Origin of the sequence: Aliidiomarina sedimenti (assembly GCF_003986955.1) — a bacterium.
Classification (GTDB): Bacteria; Pseudomonadota; Gammaproteobacteria; order Enterobacterales; family Alteromonadaceae; genus Aliidiomarina; species Aliidiomarina sedimenti.
This window is the reverse complement of the sequence record NZ_PIPN01000003.1, coordinates 338,921-355,777: the sequence shown is the minus strand read 5'-3', so window position 1 is coordinate 355,777 and position 16,857 is coordinate 338,921. Positions and strand designations below refer to the sequence as shown.

At 43.7% G+C, this 16,857-nt stretch carries 16 protein-coding genes; all 16 read right to left on the bottom strand.

Annotated features, from left to right (window positions below; all coding sequences use genetic code 11):
• Positions 1–9: 9 nt before the first annotated feature.
• On the bottom strand, positions 10–1,953 hold the full coding sequence (locus CWE12_RS08625) for a nucleoside-diphosphate sugar epimerase/dehydratase (protein ID WP_126789289.1): 1,944 nt from the start codon (positions 1,951–1,953) through the stop codon (positions 10–12).
• Positions 1,954–1,966: 13 nt separating this feature from the next.
• Positions 1,967–2,518 (bottom strand): sugar transferase, encoded by a 552-nt coding sequence (locus CWE12_RS08620; protein WP_126789288.1) that lies wholly within the window; start codon positions 2,516–2,518, stop codon positions 1,967–1,969.
• Between the two features lie 25 nt (positions 2,519–2,543).
• Positions 2,544–3,500 carry an NAD-dependent epimerase/dehydratase family protein gene (locus CWE12_RS08615; protein WP_157981951.1) on the bottom strand — a complete coding sequence of 319 codons (957 nt, stop codon included), beginning with the start codon at positions 3,498–3,500 and terminating at the stop codon, positions 2,544–2,546.
• A gap of 3 nt (positions 3,501–3,503) precedes the next feature.
• Positions 3,504–4,244: a glycosyltransferase family 2 protein gene (locus CWE12_RS08610; RefSeq protein WP_126789286.1), complete on the bottom strand. Its 741-nt coding sequence runs from the start codon at positions 4,242–4,244 to the stop codon at positions 3,504–3,506.
• Between the two features lie 128 nt (positions 4,245–4,372).
• Positions 4,373–5,365, bottom strand: a complete 993-nt coding sequence (locus CWE12_RS08605) for a hypothetical protein (protein WP_126789285.1) — start codon at positions 5,363–5,365, stop codon at positions 4,373–4,375.
• A 58-nt stretch (positions 5,366–5,423) separates the two neighbouring features.
• The gene (gene wecB, locus CWE12_RS08600) at positions 5,424–6,569 is read right to left on the bottom strand and encodes a non-hydrolyzing UDP-N-acetylglucosamine 2-epimerase (protein WP_126789284.1); all 1,146 of its coding nucleotides are present in this window, start codon (positions 6,567–6,569) and stop codon (positions 5,424–5,426) included.
• Positions 6,566–7,639 (bottom strand): glycosyltransferase, encoded by a 1,074-nt coding sequence (locus CWE12_RS08595; RefSeq protein ID WP_126789283.1) that lies wholly within the window; start codon positions 7,637–7,639, stop codon positions 6,566–6,568. Before CWE12_RS08595 ends, wecB begins: the two co-directional genes overlap by 4 nt.
• A gap of 318 nt (positions 7,640–7,957) precedes the next feature.
• Positions 7,958–9,085 (bottom strand): CDP-glycerol glycerophosphotransferase family protein, encoded by a 1,128-nt coding sequence (locus tag CWE12_RS08590; RefSeq protein ID WP_126789282.1) that lies wholly within the window; start codon positions 9,083–9,085, stop codon positions 7,958–7,960.
• The gene (locus CWE12_RS08585) at positions 9,066–9,848 is read right to left on the bottom strand and encodes a sugar phosphate nucleotidyltransferase (protein ID WP_157981950.1); all 783 of its coding nucleotides are present in this window, start codon (positions 9,846–9,848) and stop codon (positions 9,066–9,068) included. Before CWE12_RS08585 ends, CWE12_RS08590 begins: the two co-directional genes overlap by 20 nt.
• Entirely contained in the window at positions 9,842–11,248 is a 1,407-nt protein-coding gene (locus CWE12_RS08580) for a capsular polysaccharide export protein, LipB/KpsS family (protein ID WP_126789280.1), read from the bottom strand. Before CWE12_RS08580 ends, CWE12_RS08585 begins: the two co-directional genes overlap by 7 nt.
• Positions 11,249–11,293: 45 nt before the next feature.
• Positions 11,294–12,361: a pseudaminic acid synthase gene (gene pseI / locus CWE12_RS08575; RefSeq protein ID WP_126789279.1), complete on the bottom strand. Its 1,068-nt coding sequence runs from the start codon at positions 12,359–12,361 to the stop codon at positions 11,294–11,296.
• Between the two features lie 18 nt (positions 12,362–12,379).
• Positions 12,380–12,880: a UDP-4-amino-4,6-dideoxy-N-acetyl-beta-L-altrosamine N-acetyltransferase gene (gene pseH / locus CWE12_RS08570; protein ID WP_126789278.1), complete on the bottom strand. Its 501-nt coding sequence runs from the start codon at positions 12,878–12,880 to the stop codon at positions 12,380–12,382.
• Positions 12,881–12,888: 8 nt separating this feature from the next.
• On the bottom strand, positions 12,889–13,995 hold the full coding sequence (gene pseG / locus CWE12_RS08565; protein ID WP_126789277.1) for a UDP-2,4-diacetamido-2,4,6-trideoxy-beta-L-altropyranose hydrolase: 1,107 nt from the start codon (positions 13,993–13,995) through the stop codon (positions 12,889–12,891).
• Entirely contained in the window at positions 13,992–14,702 is a 711-nt protein-coding gene (pseF, locus tag CWE12_RS08560) for a pseudaminic acid cytidylyltransferase (RefSeq protein WP_126789276.1), read from the bottom strand. The genes pseG and pseF overlap by 4 nt, the downstream gene beginning before the upstream one ends.
• Positions 14,699–15,859: a UDP-4-amino-4,6-dideoxy-N-acetyl-beta-L-altrosamine transaminase gene (gene pseC, locus CWE12_RS08555; RefSeq protein ID WP_126789275.1), complete on the bottom strand. Its 1,161-nt coding sequence runs from the start codon at positions 15,857–15,859 to the stop codon at positions 14,699–14,701. The genes pseF and pseC overlap by 4 nt, the downstream gene beginning before the upstream one ends.
• Entirely contained in the window at positions 15,859–16,857 is a 999-nt protein-coding gene (gene pseB / locus CWE12_RS08550; RefSeq protein ID WP_126789274.1) for a UDP-N-acetylglucosamine 4,6-dehydratase (inverting), read from the bottom strand. Before pseB ends, pseC begins: the two co-directional genes overlap by 1 nt.

The following is a 16,857-nucleotide window of genomic DNA, read 5'->3' as shown; positions in this document are numbered from 1 at the left end:
TGCAGCCGACTAATCCTGCGCCAGCCAAAGCAAATCGTTGATCCCGCTTGAAGGCGTAAAGCCCAGCGGGACGCGTTGTAATAAGTCATGAATGTCGCGTATTTTAAGCGTATGACAATAACTGTCCAGTAGTTCCAGTATCTCTTTTACATCCGCCCAGGGTAAGTCAGCCTCGCAGGCCGTCATTATCCGAGGGTGATCAGTCGGTTGCACGTTATCGCCAATCAGTAATTCTTCATAAAGCTTTTCGCCGGGGCGTAAACCGCTGTAGGTAATCTCAATATCACCTTCCGGATTATTTTGGTCTTTAACCTCTAGGCCCATCAGGCGGATCAGTTTGCGCGCCAGGTAATCAATTTTAACTGGTTCGCCCATGTCCAGTACGAATACGCTGCCACCGTTGTTCTTCAGCTCGCGCGCAGTCAGACTGCCCATAGCTCCGGCCTGAATCACCAGCTGTGCGGCCTCAGGAATGGTCATAAAATAGCGGGTGATTTCGGGGTCGGTCACCGTCACCGGGCCACCGTTGATAATCTGTTCGCGGAACAACGGCACCACAGAACCAGATGAGCCCAGCACATTGCCAAAACGAACCATCGAAAAAGTAACATGGTTTCCCTCTGGCTGCTGGTCACGTTTACCTTCTTCGCGTTTTGCCAGAGCCTGTAAAACCAGCTCAGACATGCGCTTAGTAGCGCCCATCACATTGGTCGGGCGCACCGCTTTATCAGTCGATATCAGAACAAAATCCGACACCCCTGCAGTCGCAGCCGCCTCAGCAGCGTTCCAGGTCCCAAATACGTTGTTTCGCACGCCTTCTACAATATTGTATTCAACAATAGGTACGTGCTTATACGCCGCAGCGTGGTAAACCGTATCGATTTTGAAAATCTGCATCAGCTCGGTCAGGCGTTTGCGATCCTGCACTGAACAAAGCGCCGGCCGCAGCTGAACCATCAATTGCCCCTCGGCAATAGCCTGAGAAAGTTCACGCTCGATCCGGTACAGATTAAACTCTGACACTTCCGCCAGTACTAAGGTCTCGGGTTCACACCGGGTAATTTGCCGACAAAGCTCGGCCCCTATCGAACCGCCTGCGCCGGTCACCAGCACCCGTTTACCACGAATATTGGTGTTCATCAGCGCTTGTCGAGGTTGCACAGGGTCACGGCCTAACAGGTCTTCAATATTGACGTCCTGAAGGTCGTCTATTGAGACATTGCCGTCAACCATATCTGCCATGCCCGGCACCGTTTGCACCTGGACTTTTAAGGGTTCAAGAAAATCAAGAATTTGTTTACGCCGTGCACGTGAAATACGCGGCATAGCCAGCAACACTCGGCCCGCTTCGCACTCGTCGATGCAGTGAGCCAGTTCATTTGGGCTACGTACGCGAAGGCCGAGCATGGTTGAACCGTGCAAGGTAGTGTCATCATCAACAAAACAAACCGGGTGGTACTCGGCCCCGTTGCTAATAGCCTGTGCTAACTGCCGTCCTGCCGAGCCGGCGCCGTAAATAATCACCCGTTCTTTTCGCTTATTCGCATGTTGTTCATAAAGAGCGCGCATTAACAAACGAAGGCCGCCAATCAGTACCAGCGACATCAGGGTGTAGTTAACTATCACACTGGGAGGAACCGATGCACCAAGAAAGTACACCGCTAACGCCAGCACTACACTGGAAGAAACCACACCAAAGAAAACCGTCATCAACGCGGAAAGCGCCATATAGCGTACAACCGCCCGGTAGAGCCCAAACTTAGCGAATAAGCCCAGAGAAACTACAATGGCAATAATAATGGCGCCCCATACGTCGGCATCCGGCGGCAAATACCAGGTTTCATAGCGCACTGACAACGCGAAAAGATAGGCGAATAGCAGGGCAATGACATCAATAACCAGCGAGACTGCACGTTTGGTCTCGCGTGGAAGCGAAAAGAGGCGTCGTATCATGTTGTTCTTCTTATCACTTACGTACCCGATCCCCGGAACCCTTGCCGGAAACCGTCATCAGGATGTATTTGAAATAATTCTTCAGGTTCATTGTTCTTATCATTTCTGCGTCAACTTGCGCCAGCTTTTCCGGTGTCGACATATCAATTTCGTTAACTTGCGCCAACCCGGTAATACCAGGCCGCACCTTGAAGACACCATGCTGTTCACGGGCTTGCGTCAGCTCTTCCTGATTAAATAGCCCAGGCCGGGGACCGACCAGGCTCATTTCGCCTTTTAAGACGTTCCAAAGTTGAGGAAGTTCATCCAGCTTTGTGCGGCGTAAAAAGTGACCGAACCTGGTAATAGACGCAGTACTGGCCAAATGACTCGCAACGCTGACTGTGTCTTTACTCATGGTGCGGAACTTAACCAACGTAAAAGCGCGCTTATTCCGCCCTACCCGCTCCTGTCGAAAAACCGGAGAGCCAGTATCGAACAGGCCGATTACAAACAGAACAAGTAAAACAGGGAACCCGACTAAAAGCCCCAACAGCGAAAAAATGAAATCAAGTAATCTTATCATTGTGAAAGACTATCCTATAGCTTAACTAGCTGGTGACATTGTTTTGATTTAGCGTGTCCGGATCAGTTTTAACACAATCCCGTATCGCTTGCTCAAAGGGTACTGGTGGCTGCCAGTTAAGAGTTTGCTTGGTATAACTAATGTCCAGTTGTAAGTTTCCGAACAACCTGTCAGCTACTGGCTTCTTACCTAACAGACCCGCAATAACGCGCATTACTGACACTGGAAACGGTAACAACCTTGGCTTTTTACCGTAAGCCTGGGTTAAAGTTTCTAGTAGTTCTTTCGTAGAAACATCGTGATCATCGCTCACTAAGAAGGTTTCATTTAAAGACGAAGGATACTTAACACATGTAACAATCAAATCAACTAAGTTATCTACTGAAACTAAACTACGTCTATTTGAAACAGATTTAAATGGTAAAGGTATATTACGATCAGCCAACTTCATTAAAGATCTAAAATTCCCTTTAACACCCCGACCATAAACAAGCGGCGGGCGAACAATGACTAAATCCATGTCAGAATTAGATAATTCATTCTTCAAAGCAATTTCCGCATCCCGTTTCGATTCACCATACAAATCTTCGGGATGGTATTCGCTAGCAACGGAAAGTTTAAAGTTATTCGTCGTGGAGTCTGCAAGAGCTTTAACAGAACTCAGAAAAATAAACCTTTTAACTCCATTTTTTTTGGCCTGATTGGCAATATCACAAGGAGCTAAAACGTTAATTGACTTAACTTTTTCTCGAAAATAAATATCGTTCTCTAAGGGAACGTGAGCCAACGCAGCACAGTGAATTACTACATCTACGTTTTGTAATACACTATTCCAGTTCTTATCCTCTAACCCAATCTTAACTATAGAATCATTAGCTTTAGATTGTGAGGTTCCAATCACATAGATTCCTTTGTGACTTTCGAGCTCTCTTTTCAAAGCAGACCCTATAAACCCCGTAGCTCCTGTTATTAGTACATTCACCAACTAGCCCCTCTTACGAGCACGTAAAACCTTGACGCTATGAATCAAGGTGTATAAAAAGCTTTTTAAAACACCTTCGCCAATTACATCTCTATAGATGTTAAAAATATTAAGTGCTTTCTTAAATTTATTGCTGGACAACGAATTACTATTCACCGTATAAACAGCGAGAATACCCGGGTACTTAGTGGCAACCACTCCTTTTCTAAGTATAAGCAGCCAAGTAGCCCAATCCTGACCTTGCCTTAAATTCGGCATGTATACTCGCCCTAATGACTCACGATTATAGCAGACCGTTAAACAACCTATAGGACATGACGTAAGGATATCTTTATATTTGAGACTTTCTGGAGCGGAAAAAAGGGTGCGCTTACCTGTTTCAAATTCGATCCAGTAATCGCCGTAAGAAAGTTCCACGCTATGCTCTTCCATAAATCGAATTTGGGAACTCAACTTATTCTCTAACCAATAATCATCAGCATCAAGAAACATAATATACTTACCGGTAGCCTTCTCAATGGCTAAATTACGTGCAGCACCGGCTCCAGCATTATTCTGGCGTATAATTCGGAGATGAGGTATAGCGGAAGCCAGCCTGATTAATGCATCGTAGGTATCATCAGTAGAACCGTCATCCACGACGATATGTTCAATCTCAAATTCCTCAGAAACCGTGACTGATTTAACGCACCGCTCTATTGTCGCAGAGGCGTTATAAACCGGAGTTACTATCGATACTTTCATAACTTGATATTCAACCTAGATGATGAAATTCTGGATTAATTGGCATAGGACGTTGATGTAAAGAATCTCATATTGTATAAACTAATAACTGCAACTAATTATAAAATTACACCCAAGGGATTATCACCCTAAGGAACGATAAATTGCCTCACACCAAATATTAAAATAGGAGCAAACCCAAATACAACTAGACAAGCTCTTAATAAGAAAGCTTGCCGATAATATCGCTCGATAAATAAAACAAGATGAGGGTAGATTAAAACCAAAGAAAAAAGCCCGACTCTTTCCGCCCCAGTTGAGGTCAGTATCACGGAAGAAATAAATACTAAATAAATGCTAAAGATAGCTATACCCAAGGACTTTCTATTATGTCGATTGACTCTTAATCGAGTAGACAGGATCATAAAAATGACCATAACAACGAGCAATGCTATATAGGCGACAACTAGATTTTCTCCTGTAGAAGCAGCAGACTTACTCCCGGCTGCAAATAATATTAAGAGCGGAGTAAGAGCTAGAACAACAAATCCTGCGGCACGCTCTAAAAACGATTTGGACATTAAAAACAAGGGAGCTAGAAAAAGCCCTGCTACATTATGAGATAGTCCAGCTAACGTATAAAGGCCATAGCGTTTCGTGAATGACCCATTACTGAATACATATGAAAAAGCGAGTAAACAGAAAATGGCTGACACCCATTGTCGATAGACGTTCTGCATCCCCATAATAAATGGGAAAAAAACTAGAAAAGCATAGAAGGCATAGTATGGAAGACGGTATTTTGTAAATGAAGCATAAACGCAAATTAATAAAAACACATCAAATAAAATAAATACCAGAACGTCCGATTGCAAAACCGAGTACAAATATCGCTGACCAAACCAAACTACAGGTTCCCTCAAGTAATAAAACGAAATCGATTCGAATCGCATAGAGTCTGCATAAGTAGCTATGTCGATATCAAAGCCCGATAAGCGAACAACGATGGATAGACAAGACGAAACAAATACATACAGTAGAAACTTAACACCATTCGACATACTTGGATGCGGTGCAATGGCAAACCAAAAAGCGATTAGTACAATAAGCAAATATATAATAAGCTCGGCGTATTCAAACACAGTTAAATAATCCGTTTACAACCCCGTTTTTGTAGCTTAAACCGTTCCTGCACATGGGCTAATTATCAAAAAACTGGCGAATGGTATCGGTAATTCTTTGGCTAGCTTTACCATCACCGTAGGGATTCGATGCTTGACTCATCGAGCTGTAGAGGGCTTGATCATCTAGTAAATTTTGAACATTTAAAACTATATCAACGACATTCGTGCCCACAAGTTTTACCGTTCCGGCTTCCACGGCCTCTGGTCGTTCTGTTGTTTCTCTCATCACCAAAACTGGCTTGCCCATCCCCGGAGCTTCCTCCTGAACTCCGCCGCTATCTGTTAGTACTAAATAGCTGGCTTTCATTAAATAAACAAAGCTTTCGTAATTTAACGGGTCGATCAAATGTACGTTGGCGATATTTCCCAATAACCTGCGGGCAGGCTCCAAGACATTGGGATTTAAATGAACGGGATAGATAAAGTGAATGTGTGGATTCTTATGAGCTAATTGGCTAATAGCGTTGCAGATATTCTCAAATCCGAGACCGAAGTTCTCTCTGCGATGTCCTGTAATCAGGACATATTGGTTACTGTCAACGTCTAAAGATAACCCGGAACCTAGAAGGTTTGACTTGATTTCATTCTTCAGCTGTACCGAAGACTGAATTTTTTCAGTGATAATGTGAAGAGCATCAATAACAGTATTACCTGTAACGAAAATATTTTCATTAGATATACCTTCATGACGCAAGCTATCCGCATTCTTAACTGTCGGCGAAAAATGCAAAGTGCTCAAACGAGCTGTCAAACAACGATTAGCTTCTTCAGGCCAAGGAGAATATATATCTCCAGTTCGCAGCCCTGCTTCGATATGCCCGATTGGAATTTTGTGATAAAAAGCTGCTAGCGAAGATGCGAAACAGGTTGCAGTATCACCGTGAACTAGAACGAGATCAGGCGTCAGCTCCTGGAGAACAGGTTTCAATCCCAGCAAAATACGACTAGTAATATCGCTTAAATCCTGACCTCGCTTCATTATATCTAAATCATAGTCAGGAGTAACCTCAAAAAGTTGTAATACCTGATCGAGCATTTCTCTATGTTGGCCCGTTACTGCTACCTTTACTTCAAACTCATTGCATTCAGCCAACGCGTGAACCACCGGAGCCATTTTGATTGCTTCAGGACGTGTCCCGAATATAATAAGTATCATCTTCATACAATATCACTCAATATAAAGTTTAATTCTTCTTGGGCTAACGTCGAAGGGGAAAATTTCTCCACAACACTTCTGTCTTTTAGGGGGGTCAACTTAAGGCTACTTATATTAAGTGAGCTAAACCCTGCGTTGTTAACAAATATACAATTATCAAATTCGCTAAGCATTTCTCTGCAGACCGGCAAATCTGATATAATCAGAGGAACTCCATAGCTAGCCATTTCACACATCATTACACCTTGTGCATCCAAGCGGGTCGGCATTACTGCAGCCCTATATCTATTAAGCAGACTCGGTATATCTTTTTGTTCAACAAAATGATTAAAAACCTCAAGATTATTGGGCTTGTCAATGAATTCGAATAGCTTACCTGAACCATAGAGGTGAAAGCTATAATCGGGATTGAACTTAGCAAGAGCTACAACTAAGTCGACCGCGTATTTAGGCTCATCAAATGGCCTTATAGTGACGAAATCAGCGAGTTTATCTGTAGGTCTATATTCAGAGGTATAAAAACTATTATTTATTGCGTTATTTATAACAACTTGATCAATTTTGTACGAGCTTGGAATGTTCATGCAGCTCAATGCAGCTTGACGCATCCATTCACTTACATAAATGACTTTTACGTTAGCTTTACGCAGGAGTCCTTTTAGCAACCTAAGTTTCATTGAATCGTAAAATTTTTGCAATACCGTACTTTTAATAGTCTTAGAGTTATTCCAACTAAACGGCTTAGGGTAGTACTGATTTATTTTGAGAGCTTCGTGACCATGAAAAAATATCGTTAATGATTTTATTTTACTTAAGTTCCGTACAAAGAATAAATAGTGGCTTCTAATATTTGGCGCATGAGATACTACTGCATCATATAAGTTAAAATCTATTTTTGAGCCAGAGCCTAGAACATTGATACCTTCAAATTCATAATCGTGTGAATTAGAAAATGATAGGACATCGACTCCGATACCTCTACGCACATATTCTATATTCCGACTATGTACATAAGCCATACTATACAACGCGTCTTTAGACGGATAAGCTTGTGATAGAACTAGAATTCGTTTCATAAAATACCCGTTAGCCAGACATACTAATCTAATGCAGACTAATAAATATAAAAAATCAGTAACAACACATTTTAACTTTAAAGTTTTACATGCTTTGTCAGCTGACAAATAAAGTTAATTACGTTATACCTAGATGAGAAAGCAACTCTAAATCATTAGTGACTAATAAATAAAGAATAAGCGCAAAAAGAAAAGCCAGATTTACTTGCTTTTTATCTTATTCGTTTTTACATGATTTATCGTTAATGAAAACTCCAATAATGCCTTAAATGCAAGATTGAATATACACCATTACAGAGTTACTCGTTATAAATACCGCTAAGATAAACTGTTAACAAATCGAATTATATTGCTATTAGGAGTAGTTGGAGAAAGTCCTCGATTTTTCTTATGCAAATCTGAAAAAACTTCCTGAATGCAGTCAATAGATATTATTTTTTGCCTTGTCACCACACAAAATAAATCATAAAAATCACTCCGAACTCGCTCTTTCTCTATAAAAAAATCGATTGATTGAGTATCTAGAACAATAGGCCGATTTAACGCATTGAAATCGTACCAAATACTAGAGAAGTCAGTTATTAGATAGTCAACATCCCTCAGCAAAACCTCGGTAGAGGGAAAATCAATATTATTAAAAATATACACACTATCCGGAAGAGAGGTTAACTCCAATAAGCGATAGCTTTTAGGGTGTAGCCGCAGTCCTAACTGACATCTATCGCTTCCAGCTAAAGATTTAATTATAGCCTCTACTTTCTCCAGCAAGACGTTGGGAGCATCGGTGAACACATCCCATGTTGGAGCGTATAGTATTAGCTCCTTCTCATTTTTAACCGCCTCAACTTTACTTTTCTGCAGTAATTCTTCCCGACTGAGTGCGCTTTCCGGGCACAGAATAGCCTCGTATCTGGGATATCCGGTTATTATAATTCGTTCAGAATTAAGTCCAAGAATTTCTTCCATGCGAGTTTTATCGAACTCGTCGTGTGCAAGCACGTATTCAAATAGATAGGATGAGAACTTGTGCCAAGATCCGTTAGCCTGTCTTTTTGTTCCTACGCCGTGCCATAAAAGAATTCTATATCTGCGAAGAGCGCCTAAATTTCCTAGCTTTTTGAAGGCGTTACAAAAAAACAATGACAGAAGGTCTGGACCGTGCGAGGTGAAAACGAAACCCGATAAAAGATACTCTCTACACAACAAGCTGCTTTTGAATTCAACTCGGTTCTCAGTAAGGTGATCTCTTGTACTACTTTTCAAAGATAAATCAATAACGTAAACACTATAACCAAACTTTTTGAGGGCCTCATGTAACGACTTAAAATTCCCTGTCCAGTTCTCATCCTGATGTAGGATCAAGGCAATTGACTGTTTGTCACGAAATGGCGTCAAACCAATGAATAGTAAAGCCAGCCATATATATTTAACGATCTTTTTTATCATCTTTCATCTTATTGTACAGATTTATATACTCATTTGGAGAATCGATTTCCAACCATGATCCATCAGGTACCGTTTTACCTCCAATTAAAATACCATCAGATATTAAAACATTAATTAATGAATGCCAGTTCCAATCTGAAATAGCTCTCGGATTGCCTTCAAGTAATCCTTTGAACTTTCCGTAGAACTCTCTTATTTGTGCATTTCCTTTGATTAAAAGGACGCCAGTTGAGTATGCATTGGTAATTGAGTCGTCTAGGTCTTTGGAGACCGCGAGAATTCTCTCTCCATCAACTAAAGCGACACGCATGCCATCATCGTCTTCGTCACAGCTTTCGCTAACGAAAAGATAGTATCCAAATTTACTTTTAGTTGATTCAACTTCTGTTTTTACATACTCTCGAATCGATTCAAATAGAATCGTATCACCATTGCAAATTAGTAATTCGCTGCTTTTAGATAGGTCTATATTGGTTAATAAAGACCATATTGAACCGAGCGGACCTGCAACTTTGAAAAATGGATTTAATATTAACTGAACGTTTTCATTCTTAATAACCTCTTCATTGGAAGAGAATAATTCAGATTTGTATCCAGAAATCACTTTAATCAAGGGGTCGCGAAACCCGCCACAGAAAAACTTAATATTTTCACTTAATATACAACTTCCAGTTGGAAGTGAAACTAGTGGTTTTGGTTTGCTCAACGTGTACGGATTTAACCTTGTTCCTAAACCCGCGCTTAGAATACCGACAATTAACAATTTTCGCCCCCTAAAATCAATTCATCAATCTCTAAAATACTTTTTGCCGTTATTTTGTTAGCCTCTTCATTTTTCATCTGGCTAATTGGTTTATAAGGAGCATACACCAAACCCGTTCCACAACGACTAATAATATTATTGACTTCCTTCTTGACCAAGTCGATATCGACCTCAAAGTCCATATACTTTAATAAATCAATGCCGCTCTCATATTTTTTAGCGCCAGGAATATTACCGTACCAAGCATTTCCAAAAAACAAAACTGGCTTCTTCTCTAATAGAGCTTCATATCCTGCAGTACCTGTTATGGTTGCGACAAAAATTGATTCTCTGATAAGTTTCTTAGAGTCCGCAGCTGAATCACTCCATAGCACGTTAGGTAAACGCTTCAGTCGCAAATAGAAATTCTCATTCCTATAAAGCCACGTTTGTTTTGGATTTTCCTTAATTACAATCGACACGTCCAACGGTAAAGAATGGGACAAGGACTCTATCGCACTCACTTGGTCGTCCCAGTCACCGCCCAAAGCCGAGGTAGTTGCCTCTGGTTCAAGATGAAGTGGAAAGTAAACAAAATGTTTAGGTATCGCCTTCTTGGTAGCCATACCGTTTTTAGTTAACTTATCATATCTCCACTTCTTTAAATCAAGAAATACAGCTTGACCAATAAAATCCGATTTAGGTAAGGCTAACGCGTAAACGAAACTACTTAATCGATGGGGTTTTATACCTTTAAAAATATGATTTTTTTTAGCGCTAGCTAGCTCTTTTATCTTATCAAAATTCTTTTTCTGCGGTCTTTTCTTCATATAAAACAAGTTAAGTTCTTTAATCTCTATTGGATCAGAGACCCTTGCTTTGTTCTCAGTACTAAATAGCTCTTCTACAGTCCGTCCATAGAAAAATCTATCTGGGAATAGACTTTGGTGAAATATAAGTTTTGGAACACTTAAATCTTCTGCAACGTCATTCAATACGGTATCAAATCCCATATGAGGTACTCGGTTGAAGAAAATGCGCTCTACATTTTCTCGTATAACTATACTTCTATAATAGTCATACAAAATCCAGTAAGTATCCTTGTACCAATCAAATAGCTCAACTCTTGGCCTCGAAGAGCTGTACCCCTCTCTTTTCCAATGGCTTTCGGAATGCCGACTAAAGTGTTTTAAAAACTCAAATATACGAGCTTTACTCTTAACGCTTCCTCTTTGTTGTACGGCTGTGCGTCCTATCTCAACACTCTCTCCAGAAGCCTCACTCAGTATGTGTCTCTGCTCGATACTACGCTTAGCGAAATTACTTGAGATTCCATAATTGAATACAATTTCATAACCAACATTTGATAACTCCAAGAGTAAATCATCATTTTCTTTTGTAAAATACGTAATTGTTTTCAAATTCAGACCTCATTAAACTTGCTCAAATACTATAGATGGTTATGGTTATAATTCTATGCTTTCTGTTGAAACTGGTTCGTACTTATTAATATCTCTAGCAAGCCTCTTGTTTAATATTGACTTTATTTCTTTGGGGGCTAAACCATAACCAGGCCTTACACTGCGCACACAATCCTCAGTAATCACATCCCCGGCTTTCATATCTTTCACAAAGTACAATGACCGCCGGAACTGTGCATTGCCCTGCTCGCTTGATTTACGTCCATAATCAACCTTACCCAGCGCACTCCAGGCGGTCTTGCTGTCGTGGCAAAGCGCTTTTAACTCCGCTGGCTCTAGGGAGAAGCTATCATCCGGGCCGCCACCGGCTCGGTTAAGCGTAAAATGTTTTTCTATGATGGCCGCGCCAAGGGCGACACTGGTAATCGCAGTCGTATTATCGATAGTATGGTCAGACAGCCCGGTCACCAAACCGAACCGCTGCGCCATATCGGTAATCGTACGCAGATTGTAATCTTCCGCCGGCGCTGGATAACCGCTCACGCAATGCAAAATAGCGAGCTGCGTACAACCTGCCCCTTTCGCGGCATCTATCGCCTCAGAAATCTCGTCGTCGTTGGCCATGCCCGTTGAAATAATCATGGGTTTGCCAGTGCTCGCGACGTATTCAATCAACGGCAGATCAACCGCTTCAAAGCTGGCAATTTTGTAGGCCGGTGCGTTTAAATCTTCCAGCAAATCCACCGCGGTGCTATCGAACGGTGAGCTAAAGATGGGTATATCTAAGCTTCTGGCATATTCAAACAATGGCTTATGCCACTCCCAGGGAGTATGTGCCTCTTCATACAGCTCATAAAGAGTGCGCCCATCCCAAAGACCACCTTTGATCTTGAAGTCGTCGCCATCACTATCAAGGGTAATGGTATCCGGCCGGTAGGTTTGCATTTTTACCGCATCCGCTCCCGCCTTTTTAGCTTCTTCAATAATTCGCTTTGCGGTGTCGATTGAGCCATTATGATTCGCTGACAATTCCGCGATGATGTAAGGTGATTCGTGGACCGAAATGCGCCGACCCGCTATCGCTATTTCAGGTGTGCTTTTTGATGTACTCATTTGTGCCTCATAATTTTTTTATTCAGTTAACCAGTCTGCTTTTAACAAACCAAAGCAGAACACATCAACAAAATCACTGCGAATACATGCATGCGCTCTCAGGGTACCTTCATGCGTAAAGCCAAGGGCTTTGTGAAAAGCAATGGAGCCCTCGTTAAAGCTCAACGCCTCACCGCAGACCTTTTCCAGCTGCAGTTCATGAAATGCATAGTCGAGCACTGTATGGCCAAGCTTCCGGCCGGTCCCCTTTTTGGCATCGGGTGACACGTAAAACCCCCAGTCTGCACGGTGCGCTTTTACTGTTAACTGGGCATAGCCACGTGGGGTGCCGTCTTCAACATACATGAGCAGGTGAACCTGAGGGTTAGTCTGCATGCGCTCAAACCATGCCTGATGCTCGTGGGCGGTAATTTCATGCTGGGTATACATATACCGGCGGATATCAGGGTGATTCCGCCAACGGCGTAGTATCGGTAAATCGGTTACGTCTACCTGTCGTAGTGTTTCAACATCGGCCATAAAATTCGTTATGCTCCCAGGGACACCAGCGTCCGCGCAACATGGGTCGCCCCGTCACCCGTGCACACCGCTCGAGCGTGTTCAGACATGCTCTTCAATGTAGTCTCAGACAAATCATGCAGTACGTGTGGTAGCTCGTCGTTAAGCGTATCGGCTGACATGACCTCGCATGCGCCAATCTGACTTAACTGGTTTGCTATCAGCTGCTGGTTCTGCGCCAAAACGACCATGACCGCGGGTAAGCCCAAACAACACCGCTCCCAAGACGTCGATCCAGCCGCGCCAATGGCGAAGTCTGCATGTGCCATCAGCTCCGCCATATTACTGACCCCCGATAAAACCCGAGTATCCAAATCCATAAGCGCCGCTTTGTCTCGCACCGCCTGAAGATGGGGCGCGGACGCGCCCATAACGACTACAATGCTGCAATCAGCCGGTAGTTTGCACGCTGTCAGTGCATCCAGCAAGTCGCCGGTGACGTTGTCATTATCAACACCACCGAGGTTTATTAAGATAGTCTTTAGCTCAGGTACTTCACGGCGCTTTAAACTGTACGCCCGCCATTTTGCAAACTCAGGGCGAAGCAATGCGTAGTCAGCACCTACCAGTAGCCTGGTGTCAGGACTTACCAGGCTGCGATACTCGTCTTCTTTTCTGCCCAGTGTTTGATCTAACAAAACATCGGCATGGTGATGAGGACGGTCGGCTAAATCATCGATTACCATGAGCTTTCGGTAGTATGGCGTCAGCGCCTGCTCCCAACCATGGTCAAGCGCATAGTGGTCAACAACAAGCCAGTCGGGCTTTACCGTATCCAGCACGCAGCCGGTTTGTACGGCATCCAGTTGCCAGGTGACCTTAAGCCAGTCGGCATGCTGCGTTGTACTGTGCTGTGTTGAAGGTACTCCCATCTCAGCATGCTCGCTGTCTTCATGCAACAAATGGCATGGATACCCCTTGGCCCGAATAAACTCAGCCAGGTGCCCTTTATGATTCCGGCATATAAACTGACAGTCGCCGCCCGCCTGTGTGAGCGCGTCCGCCAGGGTGAGACAGCGCATCACGTGGCCGCTGCCGATTTGGTGAGAGGCATCGGCGCGAAACACAACCTTCATTCGTTCATGGCCTGCATGGCTTTAAACAGCCACTCTGCGCGCTCCCAGTCTTCCGGAGTATCGATATCCTGTACCCGGTGTCGCGGCAATATCACCGGCGCGCTTGCGGGTGTAAAAAGCAGTTTCTGTTCTAACCAGGCAGCAGCCCTGCCCCAATAAAACTGACCGGCATCATGATAGGCTTCGGTCAGGTCCTGAGAGCGCGTGCTAAAGTGCTCTGGTTGAAACATGGTGACCCGCTGCTCATCTGTTAATCTGAGCGCACGCTGAATAGGGAACGGGTAGCTGGTGACACTAAAAGCATACTCAACGCCCGCCTTGTTAACCTGTTCTAATCCTGCCTTGATATCCGCGGGTTGCACGAAAGGGGCCGTCGCATAAATACAGCAGGCATGTGTGACCGGACCTACATTAGAGTTTGCATTGTGCTCGTTCAAAGTACGGATAGCATGGGCAATGACAGGAATGGTCCCGGTGTAATCGTCACTTAACGATGCAGGGCGAGTGAATGGAACCTCGGCACCGTATTCTTCCGCTATTTCTGCAATAGCGTCATCGTCAGTGGATACTATGATTTTATCAAAACAGCCGCTTTCTTTCGCTGCCTCAATGGACCAGGCAATCATGGGTTTGCCCGCGAATACTTTAATGTTTTTGCCCGGTATTCGTTTGCTACCTCCACGAGCTGGGATGATCGCAACGTTCACGCTGCCAGCACTTCTTTCAATGTGTCAATAACGAACTGCTGGTCATTATCCGACATACCATGAAACATCGGGATGCTAATCGCGTCACGGTAATATTGCTCAGCAACGGGGAAGTCCCCTTGTTTGAATCCAAAAGCCTGATAGTAAGGCTGCAGGTGAACTGGAATATAATGTAGATTGACACCCACACCCCGTTCACGTAGTTCTTCAAACACCTGCAAATGGCTCTTGTTGAGCTTCGCTAAATCAAGTCGAATAACATACAGATGAAGGCCCGAGTAGGCATCCGGATGCTGCCAGGGTCGTGTTAAAGGCAAACTTGCTAGTGCCTCATTATACACATTCGCCAGCTCATGCCGACGTGAAACAAACTCATCCAGGCGTGTCATCTGGCTCACGCCTAGCGCTGCCTGCAGCTCGGTCATCCGGTAGTTATAACCTAAATCAATCTGCTGATAGTACCAGGGACCATCGGGTGCTTGAGTCATTAACTCCGGGTCGCGAGTAATCCCGTGGCTACGTAGCAACGCCAATCGCTCAGCAAGCTCATCCGAATTGGTAAGCGCCATACCACCTTCTGCTGTGGTGATGATTTTCACCGGGTGAAAACTAAACACGGTAATGTCACTAAAATGACAATTCCCTATAGGCTCACCCTGGTATTTCCCACCAATGGCATGTGATGCATCTTCTATGATTTTGAAGCCATATTGCTGACTCAGCGCATGAATCGCTTCCATCTCACACGGCTGTCCGCATAGATGCACTACAACGATTACTTTAGGGAGTCTGCCGGTCTTTTCTGCATCGACAAGCTTTTCTTCGAGTGCCTGAACACTCATATTGTAAGTTCGCTTATCAATATCGACAAAATCGACATCTGCGCCACAATAGAGAGCACAATTTGCTGACGCTACAAAGGTGATCGGCGAGGTCCATAGAATATCACCAGCGCCCAGATCCAAAGCTAGACAAGCAATATGCAGCGCTGACGTAGCACTATTCACCGCAAAGGCATGCTTTGCACCACAATGATCTGCAATCGAACGTTCAAACGCAGGAACCTGAGGGCCTTGCGTCAGGAAATCAGATTTCAGTACATCGATAACCGCATCAATATCCTGCTGACTAATACTTTGCCGACCATAAGGAACCATTAAATTGCTCCAATTTTCTCGTGATTTGCTTCAATCCAGGCTTCTAATTCTGCGTCGCTCATCCACTCGTTATTATTATCGCTCGAGTAAACAAACCCTTCAGGAACGAGTGTACCGTCTTTAATGCGGTTTGCATCTTTGTCCCAGTTGTTAATTTGAGGCAGAATTTTGTAATGCTCTGGATATTCGTAAGTAAAATAAGAATCTTCAGCACCGATCATCTGCTCGTGCAGCTTCTCGCCGGGTCGTATGCCGACAATCTCCTGCTTCGCTTCAGGGGCAACAACGCGAGCCAAATCCGTGACCTTCATCGACGGTATTTTCTTCACATAAATTTCGCCGCCTTCCATGTCTTCAAACGCATGCCAAACCAGTTCAACCCCTTCTTCAAGAGAGATCATGAATCGAGTCATACGATCATCAGTAATGGGTAAGGTGCCCTTTTCCTTAATTGACATGAAAAATGGAATCACTGAGCCACGTGACCCCATTACATTGCCATAACGTACGACTGAAAAGCGCGTCCGATGGGCGCCAGCGTAATGGTTTCCAGCTACAAAGAGTTTGTCTGAGGTTAGCTTGGTTGCACCGTACAAATTGATAGGGCTGCTTGCTTTGTCAGTGGACAACGCGACAACTTTTTTAACACCCTTATCGATACAGGCATCAATAAGATTCATCGCACCGTCGACGTTCGTTTTAATACATTCAAACGGGTTGTACTCTGCCGTAGGAACGATCTTAGTCGCAGCCGCATGCACGACATAATCAACGTTATCGAGGGCGCGGTACAGACGCTCACGATCACGTACGTCACCGATGAAAAACCGGACGCGGGAATCACCTGCAAAAAGCTTAGCCATTTCCCATTGTTTCATTTCATCGCGTGAATAAATGATGACTTTCTTAGGGTTATATTTTTCCAATACCATAGGAATGAACGTATGGCCGAAAGAACCAGTGCCACCGGTAACTAGAATTGTTGAATTTTCAAACAT